This is a genomic window from Cellvibrio polysaccharolyticus (assembly GCF_015182315.1).
Lineage (GTDB): Bacteria > Pseudomonadota > Gammaproteobacteria > Pseudomonadales > Cellvibrionaceae > Cellvibrio > Cellvibrio polysaccharolyticus.
On the sequence record NZ_PRDL01000001.1, the window covers coordinates 2,126,318 to 2,147,410 of the forward strand.

Here is a 21,093-nt window from a genome sequence, read left to right on the forward strand (position 1 = left end):
CGGTGTTAATCGGGAGTCAGGTTGCCTTTAAATAGTCGGGCGATTTGTCTTTCCAGACAATACAAAGGATCTGAACAACAATGGACGATATCGCAGCATCCGATCTTAAAAGCATTCTCCATTCCAAGCGGGCCAATATCTATTACCTGCAACATTGCCGCATTCTTGTAAATGGTGGGCGTGTTGAATATGTCACTGACGAAGGTAAGCGATCCCTCTATTGGAATATCCCCATCGCAAATACTACCTCGCTGTTGCTGGGTACCGAAACCTCTATTACTCAGGCTGCCATGAGAGAGCTGGCTAAAGCCGGTGTTTTGGTGGGCTTTTGTGGAGGAGGCGGTACACCGTTATTTACGGCCAACGAAGTCGATTTTGACGTTGCCTGGTTTTCTCCCCAAAGTGAATACCGTCCTACGGAATATCTGCAAGCCTGGGTTAAGTTCTGGTTCGATGACAATTTGCGCCTGGCTGCCGCGAAAGCGCTGCAATTGGCGCGGCTATCTCGTCTGAAAACAGAATGGGCAAAACGAGCCCTGACAGACGCCGGCTTCTCGGTGGATTTGGCGCGTCTGGAAAGTTTGGTGGCAAACAGTGCTATGCGAATTGCAGCGATTCCCGATGTAACTATGTTGCTGACTGAAGAGGCCAGGCTCAGTAAAGCCTTATTTAAATTGGCGGTAGACACAGTTAGCTACGGCGACTTCACTCGTGCCAAGCGGGGCGCAGGATCAGATCCAGCCAATCGCTTTCTGGATCATGGCAATTATCTGGCTTATGGCCTGGGTGCTACAGCCACCTGGGTTTTGGGGTTGCCCCATGGCCTGGCCGTGTTGCACGGTAAAACCCGGCGTGGCGGTTTGGTTTTTGATGCGGCTGACTTGGTGAAAGACGCCGTTATTTTACCGCAAGCATTCTTATCAGCGATGCGTGGCGATGAGGAACAGCAATTTCGACAGAATTGTATTGAAGCCTTAACCCGCAGTGAATCGCTGGATTTTATGATTGACACGCTAAAGGACATTGCCACCACGACCGCAGCAAAAGTGGGTGCAATCCAATGAATGTATTGCTGGTGTCCCAATGCAGCAAGCGCGCATTAACCGAAACGCGGCGCATTCTGGATCAGTTTGCCGAACGGCGCGGCGATCGCACCTGGCAAACAGCCATCACCACAGATGGTTTGAATACATTGCGGAAATTATTGCGCAAAACCGCACGAAAAAACACCGCCGTTGCCTGCCACTGGATTCGCGGAAAAGACTACAGCGAGCTTATGTGGGTTGTAGGAGATGCCCGCCAATTTAATACCCAGGGTGCCGTACCCACCAACACCACCGAAAGAAACGTGCTGCGCGCGGGTGATGAAAATAATTGGCATACATTGGAAGCCATTAAATTATTTTCGCAATTGGCAGCCTTGCTGCACGATCTGGGCAAAGCCAGTATTGCCTTTCAGGAGCGGTTAGCGGGGCAGCGGCGGGAAAAAAATCTCTATCGACACGAATGGGTATCGCTGCGGTTGTTTCAGGCGTTCGTGGGATCAGATGATGACAACGTCTGGCTAACGCGTCTCACAGAGTCGGAGACTTTTAACGAGCAGGATTGGCTTGCTCCGGAGCGCTACCAGTGCGATGGCATCAACGCCGCCAACTCAAACCCTTTTACTGCCTTGCCGCCCCTGGCAAAAGTTATTGGCTGGTTAGTCGTTACTCATCATCGTTTGCCGGTGGTGCCGGTAATGGAAAATGGGGTTCAACGATGGCTGGGCGCGCGGGCGGATGAGTTCTCCCGGAGCTATTTGGAGAATCCTTTAAACAATATCGACCACCGCTGGAACGAAGTATTTCGCCCTGCGGAACTGGCTGAATGCAGAGCTTATTGGCAGTTTGCCAGCAGGCTGCCGGTGATGCATAAAACCTGGCAAAAACAAGCGGCCCGGTTAGCCAAACGCCTGCTGGAGTTACAGCGACTGAATACAGGCGAATGGCTGGATAACCCCTATGTTATGCACCTGTCACGCCTCTGTCTTATGCTATCCGATCACCACTATTCTGGCCTGGTGTTCGCGCAAGATGGCAAACCTGTTAGCGAGCGGCACGGCTTTTTGGTAAGCGATGACAAACTGTTTGCCAATACAACTTCGCAGAGTCGCCGCAATCAAACATTAACCGAGCATTTGCTGGGCGTGGCTAACGGCGCAGGCGCCATTGCACATGCGCTGCCCGGGTTTGAAAATTTCCTGCCTCGTCTGGCAAACCACCGGGGGCTACGTAAACGCAGCGGTAACTCCCGCTTTGCCTGGCAGGATAAAGCCTTCGATAAAGCAATAACCATGCGTGAGCGAGCGCGAGAGCAAGGGGCTTTTATCATTAATATGGCCTCTACCGGTTGTGGCAAAACCCTGGCGAATGCTCGCATCCTTTATGCGTTATCAGAACCTCAGTTAGGGATGCGCGCTACCTATGCATTAGGTTTACGCACACTCACATTGCAAACCGGCCGCAGCTATCGCAACGATTTGCATTTGGATGAAGACGAGCTGGCTATTTTAGTCGGCGGTTCAGCCAACCGAACGTTGTTTGAATATTATGAAGCGCAGGCGGAGCAAACCGGATCAGCTTCTATTCAGTCACTGATCGAAGAAGACAGCCATGTGCTTTATGAAGGTAATAGTGCTGACCATCCGTTGCTCTCCCGCGCTTTGGCGAATGCCGATATTCGTAAACTCATTTCTGCACCCATGCTGGTATGTACGGTTGATCATCTGGTGCCCGCTACAGAGTCGCAGCGTGCCGGGCGACAAATTGCCCCGATGTTACGCCTGATGAGCAGCGATTTAATTCTCGATGAGCTGGATGATTATGACCTGAATGATTTGCCCGCACTCACTCGGCTGGTGCACTGGGCAGGGCTGCTGGGTGCTCGAATTGTATTGTCATCGGCAACCCTGCCACCGGCGTTGCTGCAAGGTATGTTTATGGCTTATCGCGCAGGTCGGCAGCAGTATGCAAAAAACCGTACCGGCAGCGGAGGTGCTGCACCGGAAGTATTGGATGTTCCCTGTTTGTGGGTTGATGAATTTAACGCTCAGGAGACAAGTGTCGCCGAGCCTGACAGTTTTGCCGAACAGCACGAAAAATTTGTAGCGCGGCGGGTGCGTGAGTTATCGCAGGCCGAGCCGTTGCGACGGGCAGAAATACTCCCTCTCGCGATTCAAAGCCGGCAGCGTGAGCAGGTTTATGTCGAATTCGCCAGGGTCATTCGTGAAGGTTGTCTGCGCTTGCACCGCGCCCATGCCGAGGCTGACCCGATAACCGGCAAACAGGTGAGTTTTGGCATTGTTCGCATGGCCAATATCGAACCGCTAATAGCCGTGGCAAAAGCGCTCTATAGCGTAAGCGCGCCGGAAAATACCCGGATTCATTTGTGTGTGTATCACTCGCGCTTTCCACTGGTGCAGCGTTCGGCTATCGAAAACCTTCTGGATAACACTTTTAATCGCCGGGACGATAAAGGTGAGGCGGTTTACCAACAGCCGGAAATACGCCAGCTGTTGGATAGTACACCTGAGCAACACCATATTTTTATGGTGCTCGCATCGCCGGTTTGTGAGGTAGGGCGCGATTGGGATGCTGATTGGGCGCTCGCCGAGCCTTCGTCCATGCGCTCGTTGATTCAATTGGCTGGCCGTGTGCAACGCCACCGCCGCAAGGCACCTATCGAACCCAATATGCTGTTGCTGGATGCCCCCGTTAATTACTTTTTACTGCGCAACGAGGGTAAACCGGTTTACCGCCAACCGGGTTTTGAAAAAGGTGCGCCCGGCGGTGATTTTTATCTGAACAGCCACTGGTTGCATGAGCTATTACAAGCAGATGACTACCAGGTTCTGAGCGCTATTCCGCGCGTATTGCCAAGGCCGGAGAGTGCGAGAAATCCAAAAGGTAACCTGGTAGATTTGGAGCACGCTCGCATGACAATCAGCATGCTCCCACGCCCTGTGCAGGCTGCAACATCACGCCGTCGCACGTCGTTGTTCCGGCTGGAGCAAGACGAAGCCGCACCCGCCTGGCAATATCCCCGGTCAATGCTCACAGCCGCTTTGTCACAACAACAACCTTTCCGCGATTCAGCAGCAACCCGAACGGACACGCTGGTATTTAAACCTGACGACGATGAAGAGCGGCTTTTGCTTTATCGCGTAGAGGATGATCCTTCTGCGCGTGGCCAAAAACTTTACGCATTGGTTGATGCAAGCAAGCGCCACCATCTGCCTCTGGAACCCGCTCAAGGCATAAGTCCCTGGGCGGATTTTGACTTGATGGCACTGTTAGAAACTCATGCAGAAGTATTGGATATTTCTTTAGACAGTTGCGCGCAAAAAATGGCAACGGTAGAGGTTTTACAGAGTGATCAGGGCTGGTACTGGCATCCCTGGTTGGGGTTCGGTAAAAAACATTAGCAACGAACAAGGAGAGCAGTTGATGATAAAGCGATGTAGTAACCATAAAAGCAATAACAGGAGGGATTCAACATGACAGTATTAACGGAAAGAGCGAAACAATTTCGCTCGGCTATTGCTGCATTTATCGAAGAAAGGCGGGATGCCAAGCTGAAGGGTAATGACAGCGATAACGAAGCCGCTGTTAAATATGAATATGCCATTTGGTTGGCTGATGCCGCACGGCGGGTGAGTCAAATTCAGGCCGTTACCCATGTGCTCAAGGCGACCCACCCGGATGCCCGGGGAAGCAGTTTACATGTGGTGCCTGCTACATTGCCGCCACATGCTGAAATTGGTAGCCATTTACTGGGTGATTTTTTTGCAGAAGATGTTGTCGGTAATGCGGCAGCGCTTGATGTCTTTAAATTTCTCAAAACAGAAGTTGAGGGCAAGCGGCTACTGGAGTGGATGCAAGCTGCCGATGCTGATTTGCAACAGGCTTTATCGGATGATACTGAAACAGCCAAAGTCTGGATGCAGGCTTTTAGCAATTTGGTAAGAGAAGAAAATACCTTTTCTTCTCATGAAATGGCCAAGCAAGTTTACTGGCTGACAGGCGAAGAGCCAGCTGATGATGGCGAGTACCACCTGTTACAACCGATGTTCTCCAGTGCATTGGCTCATGTGGTGCATGCTGATATTCAGGATGTGCGCTTCGGTGAAGCCAATAAAATTGCCCGTCAGGCGCGCCGCGTTAAAGCCCCGCACGATACGATCTATCGAAATTATCGAGATTTAGCGGTTCGCAAACTGGGTGGTACCAAGCCGCAAAATATCTCCCAGCTGAATAGCGAACGAGGCGGTGTGAATTATCTGCTGGCCTCGCTGCCTCCTCATTGGACTGATAACAAGCGCATCAAAATTTTGTATGTGGATTCTGTGCTGAGCGCTTTCCGCTGGTTTGACGAAGTGCCGGATTTACTCAAAGCTCTGGCCGAACTGTTGTTATCCGACCCCGATAAAATCAAAGAAACCCGCGAAAAACGTGAAGCACTGGAGCAGGGGTTGGGACAGCAGCTTGCTTTGTTTGGGCAAAGCATTGGTCTGAGCCAGGAGCCTGGCTGGACGCGCAACCCCGCCTGCCAATTACCGCAATGTGAAAAACTCTGGCTGGATCCGGAACGTATCCAATTGCCTGTTCGAGAAAGTCATCTAACTGACGATGAGGCGTTTAACTCCGCCTACACCTGGGGCGATTGGCCAGACGAGGTGGCCAGCTGCTTTGCCAATTGGTTAAACGAATATCTGCGCAATAAGGGCCTGGTTGCAGTGGGTGATGTTGAGTACAAGCACTGGGCGAAACAGGCTGTAGTAGATGGCGTGAATTGGCCAGTTGTCCGGCAACGCCGTGCGACAGGAGGTGGGCGATGAATTGCACTTCCGGATCACATTTGTTGGTGTTTCCAAGGTTGCGTGTGCAAAACGCTAACGCTATTTCCAGCCCATTAACCCATGGCTTCCCATCAATGACGGCTTTTTTAGGTGTGATGTGGGCATTGGAGCGCAAGCTGCAACAGGCAGGGCTGGATTTACCGATGAACGCTATAGGTGTGGTATGTCACGACCATCAGGAGCAGGTGACAGAAGGAGGTTTTGTAAAAACCTTTCGTCTCACCCGCAACCCGGTAGACAAGGCAGGCAAAACAGCAGCCATTGTTGAGGAGGGTCGCATCCATTTGGAAGTTAGCCTGGTGATCTCTATCAATACGGAGAGTTGGCGCGAGGAATATCTGGTTCAGGTAGCCGAAACACTGGCATCCATGCGCATAGCGGGCGGCACGATTCATCCGCAAGCAAAATCCTGGTTACACCGTTATCAGCCAAAGGTTGTTGATTTGTCGGGCGATGAGGCCAGCAGGTTAAAAAAATTCCGCGAACTGAGCCGTAGCCTGTTGCCAGGTTTCACGCTGGTTGCCCGGGATGACTTGCTCGATAAACGTTTATCTCAATTACAAACCGAAAATCCGAATGCCACTCGCCTTGATGCCTGGTTATCGCTGTCGCGTGTTGATTGGCATTATCAGGCGGATGCAGAAAACGGCAAAGGCAAATGGCAGCCCAATCACACCAGCCCGGGTTGGATAGTGCCGATTCCTGTTGGCTATGGTGCGTTGGGTGAGGTTCACGAACCGGGCACTGTTGCCAATGCCCGTGACAACACCACGCCATTTCGTTTTGTAGAGAGTCTTTATTCAGTTGGCCAATGGCTATCTCCTCATAGGCTGCATGCTGCAGAGCAACTGCTTTGGTATGCCGATAGCCAACCGGAAAATGGCATCTACCGTTGCCGTAACGATTACGAAAATTCCCTGACAAGTACGCAAAACTCTTTTTAAATTAAGGAAAATTACCATGGCTAATGAATTGAAAACTGCTTCTGTATTGGCTTTTGAACGCAAACTGGATGTATCTGATGCGCTACTTTTTTCCGGTGGCTGGGATACACGTGAAAGCAGCAACTGGCAGCCGGTTGTTATTCGCGAAAAATCCGTGCGCGGCACCATTTCCAACCGGTTGAAAACCAAAGATCAGGATCCTGCGAAACTGGATGCGGCCATAGAAAACCCCAACCTGCAAACAGTTGATGTCGCAACCTTACCGGCAGACGCGGATACTTTAAAAGTGCAATTCACTGTGCGGGTGCTTAATGGCGTTGGTGAGCCTTCTGCCTGCAACGAAGCGGCTTACCGCGAAAAACTCCTGGCGACAGTAAAACACTATGTACAAAATGTCGGCCTGGGAGAGCTGGCAAAGCGCTATGCCGCCAACCTGGCGAATGGTCGCTTTTTGTGGCGCAACCGTATCGGTGCGGAGCAGGTCGAAGTACATGTGGCGCGCTTGCAAGCGGGTAAAGCGGAATCTGCCTGGACGTTTAATGCCTTATCCCATTCTTTACGCGAGCTCGCCGCACCTGTAGCCGAAGCGGATAATCTTCAAGCCCTTGCCAGTCTTGTGGAAGCGGGGTTATCGGGTGCGGGACATGTTTTGTTGCAAGTAACGGCTTTTGTCCGTGTCGGCGCAGGGCAAGAAGTGTTTCCATCACAAGAGTTGATTCTGGATAAAGGCAGCAGCAAAAAAAGTAAAACGCTGTACCACGTTTCCGACATCGCAGCCATCCACTCGCAAAAAATTGGCAACGCACTGCGCACTATTGACACCTGGTATCCGGAGTCATCTGAAAACGGCCCTATTGCCATAGAACCCTACGGCTCGGTAACCACACAGGGTAGGGCATATCGTCAGCCAAAAGAAAAAACGGATTTTTACAACTTGCTCGACGGTTGGGTATTAAAAGATAAAGTGCCTGATGTTGAACAACAGCACTTTGTCATCGCCACCTTGATTCGGGGTGGTGTATTTGGTGATGCGGGGTAAGGTCATGACAAGTCACTACATCGACCTTCGGGTAGTGCCAGACCCGGAAACCGGCGCACCACAATTACTGGGCATTTTATTCGGCAAGTTGCACCAGGCATTGGTGCAACTGCGGATAGACAACATAGGGGCAAGTTTTCCCGGGTACAGCAACAATCCGCGGGGGCTTGGAAACCTGCTGCGTTTGCACGGTAGCGAAACAGACTTGAAAAGTCTGTTGCAGCAAGACTGGCTCAAAGGTATTCGTGACCATGTACGCATGACGGAGATTACACCGGTACCGCAAAGCGCCAGGCATTGTGTAGTAACGCGCAGGCAATTTAAAACCAGCGCTGATCGCCTGCGCCGCCGTCGCATGAAACGTCATGGAGAAACTGCAGAGCAAGCCGCACTAGCCATCCCTGGCACCGTGGAGCGAAAGCCGGATCTGCCCTATCTGAACTTGAACAGCGCAAGCACCAGCCAAACATTTTGTTTGTTTATTGAACAAAAAATTAAGCCGGAACCGGCGCCGGGCAAGTTCAACAGTTACGGATTAAGCCAAAACGTCACGGTTCCAATGTTTTAACCCTTTTTTAAGGCAAATTATTACGCCCTTAAAAATCAACAACTTAGCCGGACTCCCTAAAAAAGGGACTATCCGGCTTTTTTGCTGAATGCTCTTTAACAATCATATACTTACCTGAGATACACTCTAGTTCGCTGCCGCACAGGCAGCTAAGAAATTCGTGGCCCTGCTTTGTGGGGCTTGCCAGTAGTTCGCTGCCGCACAGGCAGCTAAGAAAGGGTTAACGTTTCCTGAAACTTACGACCACAGGTTCGCTGCCGCACAGGCAGCTAAGAAAATGCGAATTTACCTAAACTTGGCTAGGCGCGAGTTCGCTGCCGCACAGGCAGCTAAGAAATCGGCAACTGGCGATCAGGGTGCTGCCTCGGCGTTCGCTGCCGCACAGGCAGCTAAGAAAAGGTAAAGACAAAAGAACGTATCTCGCTTCTTGTTCGCTGCCGCACAGGCAGCTAAGAAACAGCTTTTCTGAACCTCAGCATCACTGGTGACGTTCGCTGCCGCACAGGCAGCTAAGAAATTGCTGCCAGTGCGGCGTCCGTCATTGCGATGGTTCGCTGCCGCACAGGCAGCTAAGAAATACACCGGCAATTAATATCGCTTTATTGAATAGTTCGCTGCCGCACAGGCAGCTAAGAAACGATGCATTCGAACGCTTAACGATGCAGACCGGTTCGCTGCCGCACAGGCAGCTAAGAAATACGCGGTTGATAGGTTCGGTAAACTTGTGGAGTTCGCTGCCGCACAGGCAGCTAAGAAAATAACCCGCCACTTTTAGACAATCGTGGCTTCGTTCGCTGCCGCACAGGCAGCTAAGAAAAAGTCGATGCCGGATGCGTCAAGCACGATCATGTTCGCTGCCGCACAGGCAGCTAAGAAATAACCGGTTCTCCGTATCGCGGAACAACGCCAGTTCGCTGCCGCACAGGCAGCTAAGAAATTGAAGAAGCATTTTTTAACGGGTGTTTCGTAGTTCGCTGCCGCACAGGCAGCTAAGAAAAGCAGCGGCTCCACGTGGTAATGGGTCGCCAAGTTCGCTGCCGCACAGGCAGCTAAGAAATGCGACAAGTACGGCAGTTCTTTTTCTTGTGCGTTCGCTGCCGCACAGGCAGCTAAGAAATTTAAAGTCACCGGATATGGCTGCACTAATTTGTTCGCTGCCGCACAGGCAGCTAAGAAAAAGAATTTTTGCGGCCTGGCCCATCTTGATGTGTTCGCTGCCGCACAGGCAGCTAAGAAATTTCAAAGGTGATCTGATTCTGGTGTCGGAGTGTTCGCTGCCGCACAGGCAGCTAAGAAAAACATTTGCAGCATTACCTTTTATCGCGCGGTGTTCGCTGCCGCACAGGCAGCTAAGAAAAACTTCTCAATCATCATGCGTGAATTTGAGAGGTTCGCTGCCGCACAGGCAGCTAAGAAAAGTGCGCGATCAGCAACCGACAGCTGAACCCAGTTCGCTGCCGCACAGGCAGCTAAGAAAAAACCGTAACCGCAAAAAGACATACAAACCCCGTTCGCTGCCGCACAGGCAGCTAAGAAACCGATACGGGAAATCACGAATAGATAGGTGATGTTCGCTGCCGCACAGGCAGCTAAGAAAAAGGGTTTCAAGATCCGCGCCACGGGCCCCAAGTTCGCTGCCGCACAGGCAGCTAAGAAAAACTGCCAGCGGGTACAGTTGGCTCTCACCAAGTTCGCTGCCGCACAGGCAGCTAAGAAAGTGATGTGCGTATGTTCGTGGGTGACCCGTCATGTTCGCTGCCGCACAGGCAGCTAAGAAAATGCTGGAAGCGTTATCGGTGGTGTCCTTAACGTTCGCTGCCGCACAGGCAGCTAAGAAAAGTTGCCGAAGCCGCACCCTGATCGCCAGTTGGTTCGCTGCCGCACAGGCAGCTAAGAAATCCATCAAGTGGTGAATTTCTTTTCAATTCCCGTTCGCTGCCGCACAGGCAGCTAAGAAAAAAGAGGCGTGGCTCAACATGCTGGAATGGAAGTTCGCTGCCGCACAGGCAGCTAAGAAAATGCTCACCGGCATGGGCGCGCGTGAACAACCGTTCGCTGCCGCACAGGCAGCTAAGAAAGTTGCCGATGCCATCGGGTACTGCTGGTCAAAGTTCGCTGCCGCACAGGCAGCTAAGAAATGCCGCCAGCAGGCATACACGGGCGCGCTCGCGTTCGCTGCCGCACAGGCAGCTAAGAAAAGGCTGGTACTCAACATCAACAACGTCGGCAGGTTCGCTGCCGCACAGGCAGCTAAGAAAATAAAGCTGTTATATTCCGTGCCTCTCCAAAGGTTCGCTGCCGCACAGGCAGCTAAGAAATCGTTGGCGCCAACGCACCGGTGCAAGCCAACGTTCGCTGCCGCACAGGCAGCTAAGAAATCTAGCACCCCGAAACCGCGCTGCTTCCTGTTGTTCGCTGCCGCACAGGCAGCTAAGAAAAAGAAGCCTACAGCGCACATAACAATCGTAAGGTTCGCTGCCGCACAGGCAGCTAAGAAAGAGCGCGACAAGCAAATTTACGACATGGGCTTGTTCGCTGCCGCACAGGCAGCTAAGAAAACGTAAACCGCTGGGAATTCCGGTGATTTTAGGTTCGCTGCCGCACAGGCAGCTAAGAAAAATCGCGATCGAGGTTGAGACGCCATCTGGTCGTTCGCTGCCGCACAGGCAGCTAAGAAATAACGTACAAACCAACATCGTCTTCACGCATTGTTCGCTGCCGCACAGGCAGCTAAGAAAGAAGCCAAGGCAGAAGCGCAAGCCAAAGCTGAGTTCGCTGCCGCACAGGCAGCTAAGAAATGAGTTGGTTGTATCGAGTTGTGCGGGGGGCGGTTCGCTGCCGCACAGGCAGCTAAGAAATGGAAGTTTTTGCCTCGGGAGAGATTGATGTAGTTCGCTGCCGCACAGGCAGCTAAGAAAGAATTTTCCAAACGAGCCAGGCTGTTGGTCGTGTTCGCTGCCGCACAGGCAGCTAAGAAAGCCATGTATGCCACACGCGCCGCTGAAAAACTGTTCGCTGCCGCACAGGCAGCTAAGAAATCTGGCAGAGCAGCGCCGCAATGAGCTTTTCGGTTCGCTGCCGCACAGGCAGCTAAGAAAAAAGCAGGAGGAAAAAACAAAGACAAGATAGTTCGCTGCCGCACAGGTAGTTTGGAAAACGGCTGTGCTCGTTTGGCTCTTTATTTTCTCCCAAGGAAAAACACCGGCTCGGGCCGGTGTTTTAGGTTTTATTCCATGGTAGTTGTTGTCGCCGCAGGCGGTATTTCGTAGGGGGTTATTTGAACTACGATGCCGAGTAGCGGGTGGTCGATGTAGTGCAGTTCGCCCTGGCGGATGCGGCGTTCATCGTCCAGTAAAACAATGCGCTGGGGCAAGTAGGGCTCTACGACTTCGACTGGGCCGGTGCTGTTTGGTATTCGGGGTGTGTCGCTGGCAAGCCAGTTGTTGTCATTGCCGAACATCGGGGTAAGTTCTGTTTCGGTTTGCAGTTCGGTGCGCAGCTGTATGGGCGTTTTCGGCAGCGCTGGCCATTCGCCAGGTTCCTGGCCGTAGTTGGGTTCAAAACGGCTTAGCCACAAGCGCGTGTTTATTTGCAGTAACTGCGGCAAGCTGAAGCTGATGCTGCCTTCGAGTTCGGTGTGCTGGCCGTAAGCTGAGCCGCCTTGAATAAAAATGGCCGGTGCATTTCTTGCGCTGGCATTAATCGGTTGGCGCCAGCTTTGATGGAAGAGTACCTGATACCCGCCCTGGCGTTGCAGCGCTGTTGCTTGCCGCGAAAGTTTGCGTTCACTGGCGGGCAACAGATAGTAGGGTTCGCGTTCGATATCCGGTTTGGTAACGGTTGTAGATGCGGCCAGGCTGTTTTCTGTTGCGCCGTTTTCATCGCCGGAGGCTGTAGTGACTGATGCCGGTAATTGCTCCGGGTCTTTCAGTTCGATCAGGGTGTGCGGGTATCCGGGTTTGATATTGGTTGGCCATTGTTCCTGCTGATCAGGCGCCTGCCGGGAAAATGCCAATACTTCGACCTGAAACCAGCGTTGTTGAGCCGCTGCGGTTTGGCTGAGCAACGCTGTGGCAATCGCCAGGGTGCAGAGGAGTTGGCTGCGGCGGCTTGTCCGATGTGAATGAGCGTGTGTCATGGTCGGCTGGTTTCCCCTGGGGTTAATCGATCCAATAAATCACTGACAATTTTCAGGCGCTGTTCATGGCTTTCCATGGCCAGCGTAAATTTCAAATGGCTGGCGCCTTCCAGTTTAAACACATGTGGTTGGGTTTGTACCAGTTTAACAATGGTAAGCGGGTCAACGCGGGTTTCGGTTGAAAATTCCAGGCGGCCACCGCGCGGGTTGGCTTCAATTTTTACGATGCCGAGCCCGTCTGCTTTGAGCTTCAGTTGGGTAACGCGGAACAGGTTTTTGGTTTGATCCGGCAACAGGCCAAAGCGGTCAATCATTTCCACCTGCAAGTCACGCAGCGCTTCTTCGCTGGGCGCGCTGGCTAAACGTTTGTACATCACCAGGCGAGTGTGTACATCGGGTAAATAATCGGATGGAATTAATGCCGGCAGGCGCAAGTTAACATCGGTAATGCCTTCCTGCGATAAGTCAGCGCTGAGTTGTTTGCCCTGGCGAATAGCTTTAACCGCGCGATCCAGCATGTCCATGTACAGCGAGAAGCCGATGGTTTGAATTTGGCCGCTTTGTTCTTCGCCGAGCAGTTCACCGGCGCCGCGAATTTCCATGTCGTAAGTAGCGAGGGTGAAGCCTGCGCCCAGGTCTTCGGCGCTGGTGATGGCTTCGAGGCGTTTTACGGCATCGGCGGTCATGGAGCGTTTGTCGGGCGTTAATAAATAGGCGTAGGCCTGGTGATGCGAACGACCTACACGACCGCGTAACTGGTGTAATTGCGCCAGGCCAAATTTATCGGCACGGTCGATAACAATGGTGTTGGCGCTGGGGATGTCAATGCCGGTTTCAATAATGGTGGTGCACACCATAATATTAAAACGCTTGTGATAAAAATCGGACATTACCCGTTCCAGATCACGCTCGCGCATTTGTCCGTGGCCAATAACAACCCGCGCTTCGGGAATTTGTTCTTGTAATTCGCGTGCGGTTTTCTCAATGGTTTTGACTTCATTGTGCAGGTAATACACCTGGCCGCCGCGGAGAATTTCCCGAAGAATCGCTTCTTTAATAACGGTTTCATCGTACTGTCGTACAAATGTTTTTACCGATAAACGGCGGGCAGGTGGTGTGGCGATAATAGACAAATCGCGCATGCCTGCCATCGACATGTTCAGGGTGCGCGGAATGGGCGTTGCGGTGAGTGTGAGAATATCAATTTCTGCCCGCAGCGCTTTCATTTGTTCTTTTTGACGAACGCCAAAGCGGTGTTCTTCGTCAATAATCAACAAGCCCAGATTTTTGTAGCGAATATCCGGCTGCAATAATTTGTGGGTGCCTACAACGATGTCAACTTTGCCGTCTGCCAAGCGCTCTTGTACGGCTTCAACTTCTTTGGCCGTACGGAAGCGTGACATCACTTCAATGGTGATCGGCCATTCAGCAAAACGGTCTTTCAATGATTCGTAATGTTGTTGGGCGAGCAGCGTGGTGGGCGCGAGAATGGCTACCTGTTTGCCGCCGTGGCTGGCAATAAAGGCGGCGCGCATGGCCACTTCGGTTTTGCCAAAACCTACGTCACCGCATACCAGCCGATCCATTGGTTTTGCTGAAAGCATGTCGGCCATCACCGCTTCAATGGCGCGCTGCTGATCCGGTGTTTCTTCAAACGGGAATGCACTGGCGAATTGCTGATAAGCCAGTTTTGGGTCGTCAAAAGCAAAGCCTTTGCGTGCGGCGCGGCGTGCGTAAACTTCCAGCAGTTCTGCGGCGGTATCGCGAATTTGTTCAGCGGCTTTGCGTTTTGCTTTTTGCCAGTTTTCATTGCCAAGGCGGTGCAGCGGTGCGAGGTCTTCATCGGCACCGCTGAAACGGCTGATCAGGTGCAGGTTGGTAACCGGTACATAGAGCTTGGCTTCGTCAGCGTATTCCAGCGTTAAAAATTCACTGGTTTGATCATCAATGGTGATGGTTTCCAAACCGCGATAGCGACCCACACCGTGATCAATATGCACAACCGGGGCGCCGATTTTTAATTCGGTGAGATTTTTAACAACCAGGTCGGCGTTGTCTTGCGTTTGTTTGCGGCGGCGCTGTTGTTGAATGCGTTCGCCAAATAATTGCGCTTCTGAAATAACCGCCAGCGCCGGTTGGGATTGCACAAGGCCTTGTTCCAGCGGGGCAATGGCAATGGCGATTTTGTCGTTGCTGTCGAGGAACGATTGCCAACCGTCAATAGATTTTGGCGAGATGCGAATGCGGCCGAGTAATTCCAATAGCGTTTCCCGCCGGCCGGCAGAGTCGGCACAGAAAAGTACGCGCCCGGAAAAATTTAATAAAAAAGCTTCCAGCGCATTCAGCGGATTTTCCTGTTGCGCTCGGATTGGCAGTTGCGGCGGTGGTTCGCTGGCAAAGTTGCTGTTGCCGGCTTTTTCTTCCAGCGAGCCGCTTTGTAAAAAGGTGCGCGGGTAGGGCTTTAGTTGAACGAAGAGTTCATCAATGGTGAGAAAGATATCTTTGGGCGGCAGGATAGGGCGCTGCGGATCAACACGGCGGTTTTCATAACGGCGGTAGAGTTCTGCCCAGTGGTTTTCCGCGGCTTTTTCAAAATCACCAACGCTGTAAATTTGTGTATTGTCGGGAATGTAGTCAAACAAGGTGCTGCAGGATTCAAAAAATAACGGCAGATAATATTCGATACCCGGTGGGGAAATGCCATCGCTAACGTCCTGGTAAACCGGGCAGGCGCGATGGTTGACATCGAAGCGCTCGTGCCACTGCAATTTGAAGCGGTTGATGCCAGCGCGATCCAGCGGAAATTCTTTGGCGGGCAATAATTCAATGCGCTCGACTTTGGTAATGGTGAGCTGGTTTTCCGGATCAAAGGTGCGCAGGGTTTCCACTTCGTCATCGAACAGGTCGATACGATAAGGCAACGGGCTGCCCATCGGGAAGATATCAATCAGCGAACCACGTACGGCAAATTCACCGTGTTCATACACGGTATCCACGCAGTGGTAACCGGCTTTTTCGAGGTTGGAGCGCATGTCATTAATAGCAATGCGCTGGCCGGTGGCTACCATCAGGCTGTTGCCGGTGAGGTAGCTCTGCGGCATCAATCGCTGGAGCAGGGTGGTTATTGGCACCACCAGAATGGCGTGCTCGGTAAGCGGCAGCCGATATAACGTACTGAGGCGCTCGGAGATGATATCCTGATGCGGCGAAATCGTATCGTAGGGCAGGGTTTCCCAGTCAGCCAGGTGCATGACGTCGGGTTGCGATGGCCCGGCGCAGAAAAAATGCAACTCGCTTTCCAGTTGCAGCGCGCTGCTGGTGTCGGCGGTGATGATCAGGCTTAACCCCTTGTGCAGCCGCGCGGCGTTGGCAATTGCCAGAGCCGTTGCGCTGCCATGTAGTTGACCCCAGTATTGGCGGTTGCCCGGTTTGCTTGAAAGTGGTGGTGCCAGAAGCGGTTGCAAGCTCATAACGATCTGATAACGATTCCCGAAAAGCCCATATTGTAGCGTTAATCCTGAGAATTGGGCTCTTTTGATGCGGATGCCAGACGTAAGTGGTTGTTTTTATCAATTATCTTCATAAATAAAAGCGACGCACTCTGGTCATTGGCGGCTACCCTCTCTATAATTGCGGCGTTTTATTCCCGGGTCATTAGTGCGTCCGCTTCTTTTATCAGATGTAAAGTGAACGTCTTGTTCCTTGCGGTGCATTCGGGTCCGGTGTGGTGGCGAAAAACAGCAGGATTTTCCCTCCATGCATGGACTGGGCGCGAATTCCATTTTTTATCCTTTACGTATGGGTATCAATCTTTTCAGGAAGATTGGCTATGGCGCGCCTGTAATTTCCTGGTCATAACGATGTCTGGTATTACCAGGCTAACTTTATCCAACGAGTGATTAGGCAGAGACGTATGATAAAGATTCGTCGGGGATTGGATTTACCTATATCCGGTGCTCCCGAGCAAGCCATCCATGATGGTGCCAAGGTCCGCTCTGTTGCTGTTATCGGTTTCGATTACCACGGTATGAAACCGACCATGGCAGTACAGGCAGGGGACCGGGTCAAGCTCGGGCAATTATTGTTTACGGACAAAAAAATTGAAGGTGTGCGTTTTACTGCGCCGGCAGCAGGTGTCGTTTCCGCGATCAATCGTGGCGAAGGGCGCGTATTGCAGTCCGTAGTGATTGATCTGGATGGTGATGAGGCAGAAACCTTCGCCAGCTATAACCCTTCACAGTTGTCAGAACTGTCTTATGAAGACGTTCGTGACAATCTTAATAATGCCGGTCTTTGGGCTGCCTTGCGCACCCGGCCTTTCAGCAAGTCTCCGGCACTGGACAGTCGTCCACATTCCATCTTTATTACTGCCATGGATACCAATCCGCTGGCGGCCAATCCTGAACTGATCATTCGTGAACACGCTGACGATTTCGCCAATGGCGTTACCGTATTAAGCCGTTTGACCGAAGGCAAGACCTATCTGTGCAAGGCTGCAGGCGCTGATATCCCTGCACCGGCCAATAGCAATGTTGTGGTGAGCGAGTTTGGTGGTGTGCACCCGGCAGGCAATGCTGGCACCCATATTCATTTCCTTGACCCGGTCAGCATTAGCCGTACTGTCTGGACCATTGGTTATCAGGACGTTATTGCCGTCGGTAAACTGTTTACCACCGGTCGCCTGTACAACGGTCGCGTTATTGCTCTGGCTGGCCCTCAGGTTGAGCGGCCACGTTTGCTGCGCACCTTGTTGGGGGCTGATTTACAGCAATTGACGGCCGGTGAGTTGAAAGCAGGTGAAAACCGTGTGGTTTCCGGATCGGTATTTGGTGGCCGTACCACCCGTGGCCCGCTGGCCTATCTGGGTCGCTTCCACAATCAGGTATCGGTGTTGCTGGAAGGTCGCGATCGCCCGCTGCTGCACTATGTGCGCCCCGGTTTCGATTTCTTCTCGGTAATGGGGATTTACATCTCCAAACTCTTCCCTGGCAAAAAATACAATTTCACAACCACTACCTTTGGTAGTGAGCGTGCCATGGTACCGGTTGGTTCTTACGAAAAAGTAATGCCGCTGGACATTTTGCCTACCCACTTATTGCGCTCCCTGATCGTTAGCGATACCGAGACTGCCCAGAAACTGGGTTGCCTTGAGCTTGACGAAGAAGATCTGGCGCTTTGTACCTTTGTTTGCCCTGGTAAGTACGAATACGGTCCTATCCTGCGCGACAACCTTACTCTTATTGAGAAGGAGGGCTAATCATGAGATTTTTGCGTAATTACCTCGACAAAATCGAACCGAATTTTCATAAAGGCGGCAAACACGAGAAGTGGTATGCCTTGTATGAAGCGGTTGATACGGTGTTTTATCGCCCGGCTGACGTGACCAAAACCACGTCGCATGTGCGTGATGGCCTCGACCTGAAGCGTATTATGATCACTGTGTGGTTATGTACCTTCCCGGCGATGTTCTACGGTATGTACAACCTGGGCTTCCAGGCCAACAGCCTGATGGCTGACATGGGGATTGCCGCTGTTGAAGGCTGGCGTGGTGGTTTGATCGAGCTGTTCGCCGGTTACAGTGCTGCCAGCGTGTGGGATTGCTTCTGGCACGGCGCGGTTTACTTCCTCCCTTTATATGCCGTGGTTTTTATTGTCGGTGGTTTCTGGGAAGTGTTGTTCGCCATGGTGCGTGGCCACGAAGTTAACGAAGGTTTCTTTGTTACCTCGGTACTGTTTGCCCTGATTTGCCCGCCGGATCTGCCGTTGTGGCAAGCCGCTCTGGGTATCAGCTTCGGTGTGGTTATCGGTAAGGAAATATTTGGCGGTACCGGCAAAAACTTCCTTAACCCGGCGTTGACCGGTCGTGCATTCCTGTTCTTTGCTTATCCTGGCGATATTTCCGGTGATGGCGTATGGACCAGCGTTGATGGCTACTCAGGTGCTACAGCATTGTCTGTTGCTGCTCAGGAAGGCCTGCAAAGCCTGCAATCACAACTGACCTGGTTGGACGCCTTTTTTGGCAATATGCACGGTTCTGTGGGTGAAGTGTCTACCCTGGCGATTTTGCTGGGCGGCGCGGTACTGCTGGTTATGGGCATTGCCTCAACCCGCATTGTTATCGGCGTAATGGCCGGTATGATGTTAACCTCCTTTATCTTCAATGCTATCGGTTCAGACACCAACCTGATGTTTGCTTTGCCATGGTACTGGCACCTCGTTGTGGGTGGTTTTGCCTTCGGTATGATGTTCATGGCCACTGACCCTGTGTCTGCCGCCATGACCAGCAGCGGCAAGCTGTGGTTCGGTTTCCTGATCGGCTTTATGGTTGTGATCATTCGTGTGGTCAACCCGGCATTCCCGGAAGGTATGATGCTGGCTATCCTGTTCGCAAACCTGTTTGCGCCCTTGATTGACCACGTTGTAGTACAAGCAAACATCAAGCGGAGGTTGGCACGTGGCTAGTAATGAATCCTTCAAGAAAGTTGTCATCGTTACGCTGGCATTGTGTTTTGTCTGTTCGGTGATTGTTTCTTCGGCCGCGGTGCTGTTGAAGCCGATGCAAATCAGCAACAAAGCGCTGGACTTCAAGCGCAACGTGCTGAGCATTGCCGACATTAATGAGCCAGGTAAAAGCGTTGAGCAGATTTACCAGGAGCGTGTTCAGGCGCGTGTGGTTGATCTGGAAACCGGTAAATTTACCGATGAAATCAATGCTGAGACCTTTGATCAGGCAAAAGCGGCAAAAGATCCGGCTTACTCAATTTCACTGAATAGAGAAGATGATATTGCCAAGCTTAACCGTCGTGAAAACTACTCTGTGGTGTATCTGATTCAGGACGAAGCAGGCAACCTGGAAAAAATCATACTGCCGGTTCGTGGTAAAGGTCTCTGGTCTACCATGTCAGGTTTGATGGTTCTGGAGTCTGACCTGAATACGGTAGCCGGTTTTGGCTTCTATGAGCACGGTGAAACCCCCGGTCTGGGTGGCGAAGTCGATAATCCGGACTGGAAAGCGCAGTGGCCAGGCAAAGAGGTTTATGATGACCAGGGCAGACCGGTTCTGCGTGTGATCAAAGGCCATGTTGATGCCGGTTCTGCAGATGCAATTCATCAGGTTGATGGTATTTCCGGTGCAACCCTGACGGCGAACGGCGTTCGTAATCTGGTGCAATTCTGGCTGGGAGATAAAGGCTTCAAGCCATTCCTGACCAACCTTAAAGAAGGGGAGGCGTAAATCATGAAAATGAAAGAGCTTTTATTTGATCCCGTTTTTAAAAATAACCCGATTGCTCTGCAAATCCTGGGTATCTGCTCCGCATTGGCGGTAACCAACAATTTAACCATTACGCTGGTAATGTGTATTTCGTTGACGCTGGTAACCGCGTTTTCCAACTTCTTTGTGTCTATCGTGCGTAACCATATCCCGGGCAGCATTCGTATGATTGCCCAGTTGATCATTATTGCCTCGCTGGTAATTGTGGTTGACCAGGTGTTGAAAGCGGTTGCCTATGATGTAAGCAAGCAGTTGTCGGTGTTTGTGGGTTTGATTATGACCAACTGTATCGTTATGGGCCGCGCTGAAGCCTTTGCGATGAAGAACCCGCCGATTCCGAGCTTCCTTGACGGTTTGGGTAACGGTATTGGCTATAGCGCCATGCTGGTTGCTTTGGCTATTGTGCGTGAACTGTTCGGTTCCGGCTCTCTGTTGGGCTTTGAAATTCTGCCACTGGTTACCAATGGTGGCTGGTACGTACCCAATGGCCTGCTGTTGCTGCCACCGAGTGCGTTCTTCCTGATCGGTTTGTTCATCTGGGCGTTGCGTGCCGTGAAGAAAGACCAGGTTGAAGTGGTAGATTTCAAGATTGCGCCTAATACCAAGCCGCAGGAGGCCTGATCGTGGAACATTATTTAAGCCTGTTTATTCGCTCGATTTTTATCGAGAACATGGCGCTGGCGTTCTTCCTGGGGATGTGCACCTTTCTGGCCATCTCCAAGAAAATCACCTCGGCGTTCGGTTTGGCCATTGCTGTAGTGTTTGTTCAGGTCATAACCGTGCCCTTGAACAACCTGCTGTACACCTATGTGCTGGCTGAAGGCGCTCTGGCTTGGGCCGGTTTGCCTGACGTTGACCTGAGCTTTCTGTCTCTGGTGGTATTTATCGGTGTTATTGCAGCACTGATTCAGATCATTGAGATGGTTCTCGATAAATACGTACCTTCGCTGTACAACACGCTGGGCGTTTATTTGCCGCTGATTGCGGTTCACTGTGCAATCTTCGGTGGCACCTTGTTCATGGTAGAGCGTGATTACAACTTTACCGAGAGTGTGGTGTACGGTGCAGGTTCCGGTTTGAGTTGGGGTCTTGCTGTAGTAGCGCTGGCGGGTATCCGTGAAAAAATGAAATACAGCGATGTACCGGACGGTTTGCGCGGTCTGGGTATTACCTTTATCACAGTGGGTCTGATGTCTCTCGGCTTTATGTCGTTTGGCGGCATTGATCTGTAG

13 protein-coding genes and 1 CRISPR repeat array are annotated in these 21,093 nt (G+C 51.8%); of the genes, 11 read left to right on the forward strand and 2 right to left on the reverse strand.

The window, feature by feature from the left end; genetic code table 11:
- The first annotated feature begins 80 nt into the window (after window positions 1-80).
- From cas1f to cas6f, 6 genes are all read left to right on the forward strand, one after another.
- Window positions 81-1,064, forward strand: a complete 984-nt coding sequence (gene cas1f, locus C4F51_RS09075) for a type I-F CRISPR-associated endonuclease Cas1f (protein ID WP_193909159.1) — start codon at window positions 81-83, stop codon at window positions 1,062-1,064.
- Window positions 1,061-4,465, forward strand: a complete 3,405-nt coding sequence (gene cas3f, locus C4F51_RS09080) for a type I-F CRISPR-associated helicase Cas3f (protein WP_193909161.1) — start codon at window positions 1,061-1,063, stop codon at window positions 4,463-4,465. The genes cas1f and cas3f overlap by 4 nt, the downstream gene beginning before the upstream one ends.
- A 72-nt stretch (window positions 4,466-4,537) precedes the next feature.
- Window positions 4,538-5,878 carry a type I-F CRISPR-associated protein Csy1 gene (gene csy1, locus C4F51_RS09085; protein WP_193909163.1) on the forward strand — a complete coding sequence of 447 codons (1,341 nt, stop codon included), beginning with the start codon at window positions 4,538-4,540 and terminating at the stop codon, window positions 5,876-5,878.
- Complete coding sequence (csy2, locus tag C4F51_RS09090) at window positions 5,875-6,843, forward strand: type I-F CRISPR-associated protein Csy2 (protein ID WP_193909165.1); 969 nt, start codon at window positions 5,875-5,877, stop codon at window positions 6,841-6,843. The genes csy1 and csy2 overlap by 4 nt, the downstream gene beginning before the upstream one ends.
- A 16-nt stretch (window positions 6,844-6,859) precedes the next feature.
- Entirely contained in the window at window positions 6,860-7,882 is a 1,023-nt protein-coding gene (gene csy3 / locus C4F51_RS09095; RefSeq protein ID WP_193909167.1) for a type I-F CRISPR-associated protein Csy3, read from the forward strand.
- 4 nt (window positions 7,883-7,886) lie between these two features.
- Window positions 7,887-8,450 carry a type I-F CRISPR-associated endoribonuclease Cas6/Csy4 gene (gene cas6f, locus C4F51_RS09100; RefSeq protein WP_193909169.1) on the forward strand — a complete coding sequence of 188 codons (564 nt, stop codon included), beginning with the start codon at window positions 7,887-7,889 and terminating at the stop codon, window positions 8,448-8,450.
- Between the two features lie 129 nt (window positions 8,451-8,579).
- Window positions 8,580-11,606: a CRISPR direct-repeat array (repeat unit 28 nt; unit sequence GTTCGCTGCCGCACAGGCAGCTAAGAAA).
- A 70-nt stretch (window positions 11,607-11,676) separates the two neighbouring features.
- Here cas6f and C4F51_RS09105 read toward each other — a convergent pair.
- Entirely contained in the window at window positions 11,677-12,588 is a 912-nt protein-coding gene (locus C4F51_RS09105; RefSeq protein WP_193909171.1) for a CsiV family protein, read from the reverse strand.
- Window positions 12,585-16,058 (reverse strand): transcription-repair coupling factor, encoded by a 3,474-nt coding sequence (gene mfd / locus C4F51_RS09110; protein ID WP_193909173.1) that lies wholly within the window; start codon window positions 16,056-16,058, stop codon window positions 12,585-12,587. The genes C4F51_RS09105 and mfd overlap by 4 nt, the downstream gene beginning before the upstream one ends.
- 443 nt (window positions 16,059-16,501) lie before the next feature.
- Between mfd and C4F51_RS09115 the strand changes: the two genes are divergently transcribed.
- Genes C4F51_RS09115 through nqrE form a run of 5 tightly spaced genes read left to right on the forward strand, consistent with a single transcriptional unit; the run spans window position 16,502 to window position 21,093 of the window.
- Complete coding sequence (locus tag C4F51_RS09115) at window positions 16,502-17,845, forward strand: Na(+)-translocating NADH-quinone reductase subunit A (RefSeq protein WP_193909175.1); 1,344 nt, start codon at window positions 16,502-16,504, stop codon at window positions 17,843-17,845.
- Between the two features lie 2 nt (window positions 17,846-17,847).
- On the forward strand, window positions 17,848-19,050 hold the full coding sequence (locus C4F51_RS09120; RefSeq protein WP_193909177.1) for an NADH:ubiquinone reductase (Na(+)-transporting) subunit B: 1,203 nt from the start codon (window positions 17,848-17,850) through the stop codon (window positions 19,048-19,050).
- Window positions 19,043-19,822, forward strand: a complete 780-nt coding sequence (locus C4F51_RS09125; RefSeq protein ID WP_193909179.1) for a Na(+)-translocating NADH-quinone reductase subunit C — start codon at window positions 19,043-19,045, stop codon at window positions 19,820-19,822. Before C4F51_RS09120 ends, C4F51_RS09125 begins: the two co-directional genes overlap by 8 nt.
- A 3-nt stretch (window positions 19,823-19,825) precedes the next feature.
- Complete coding sequence (locus C4F51_RS09130; protein ID WP_193909181.1) at window positions 19,826-20,482, forward strand: NADH:ubiquinone reductase (Na(+)-transporting) subunit D; 657 nt, start codon at window positions 19,826-19,828, stop codon at window positions 20,480-20,482.
- A gap of 2 nt (window positions 20,483-20,484) precedes the next feature.
- Complete coding sequence (gene nqrE, locus C4F51_RS09135; protein WP_193909183.1) at window positions 20,485-21,093, forward strand: NADH:ubiquinone reductase (Na(+)-transporting) subunit E; 609 nt, start codon at window positions 20,485-20,487, stop codon at window positions 21,091-21,093.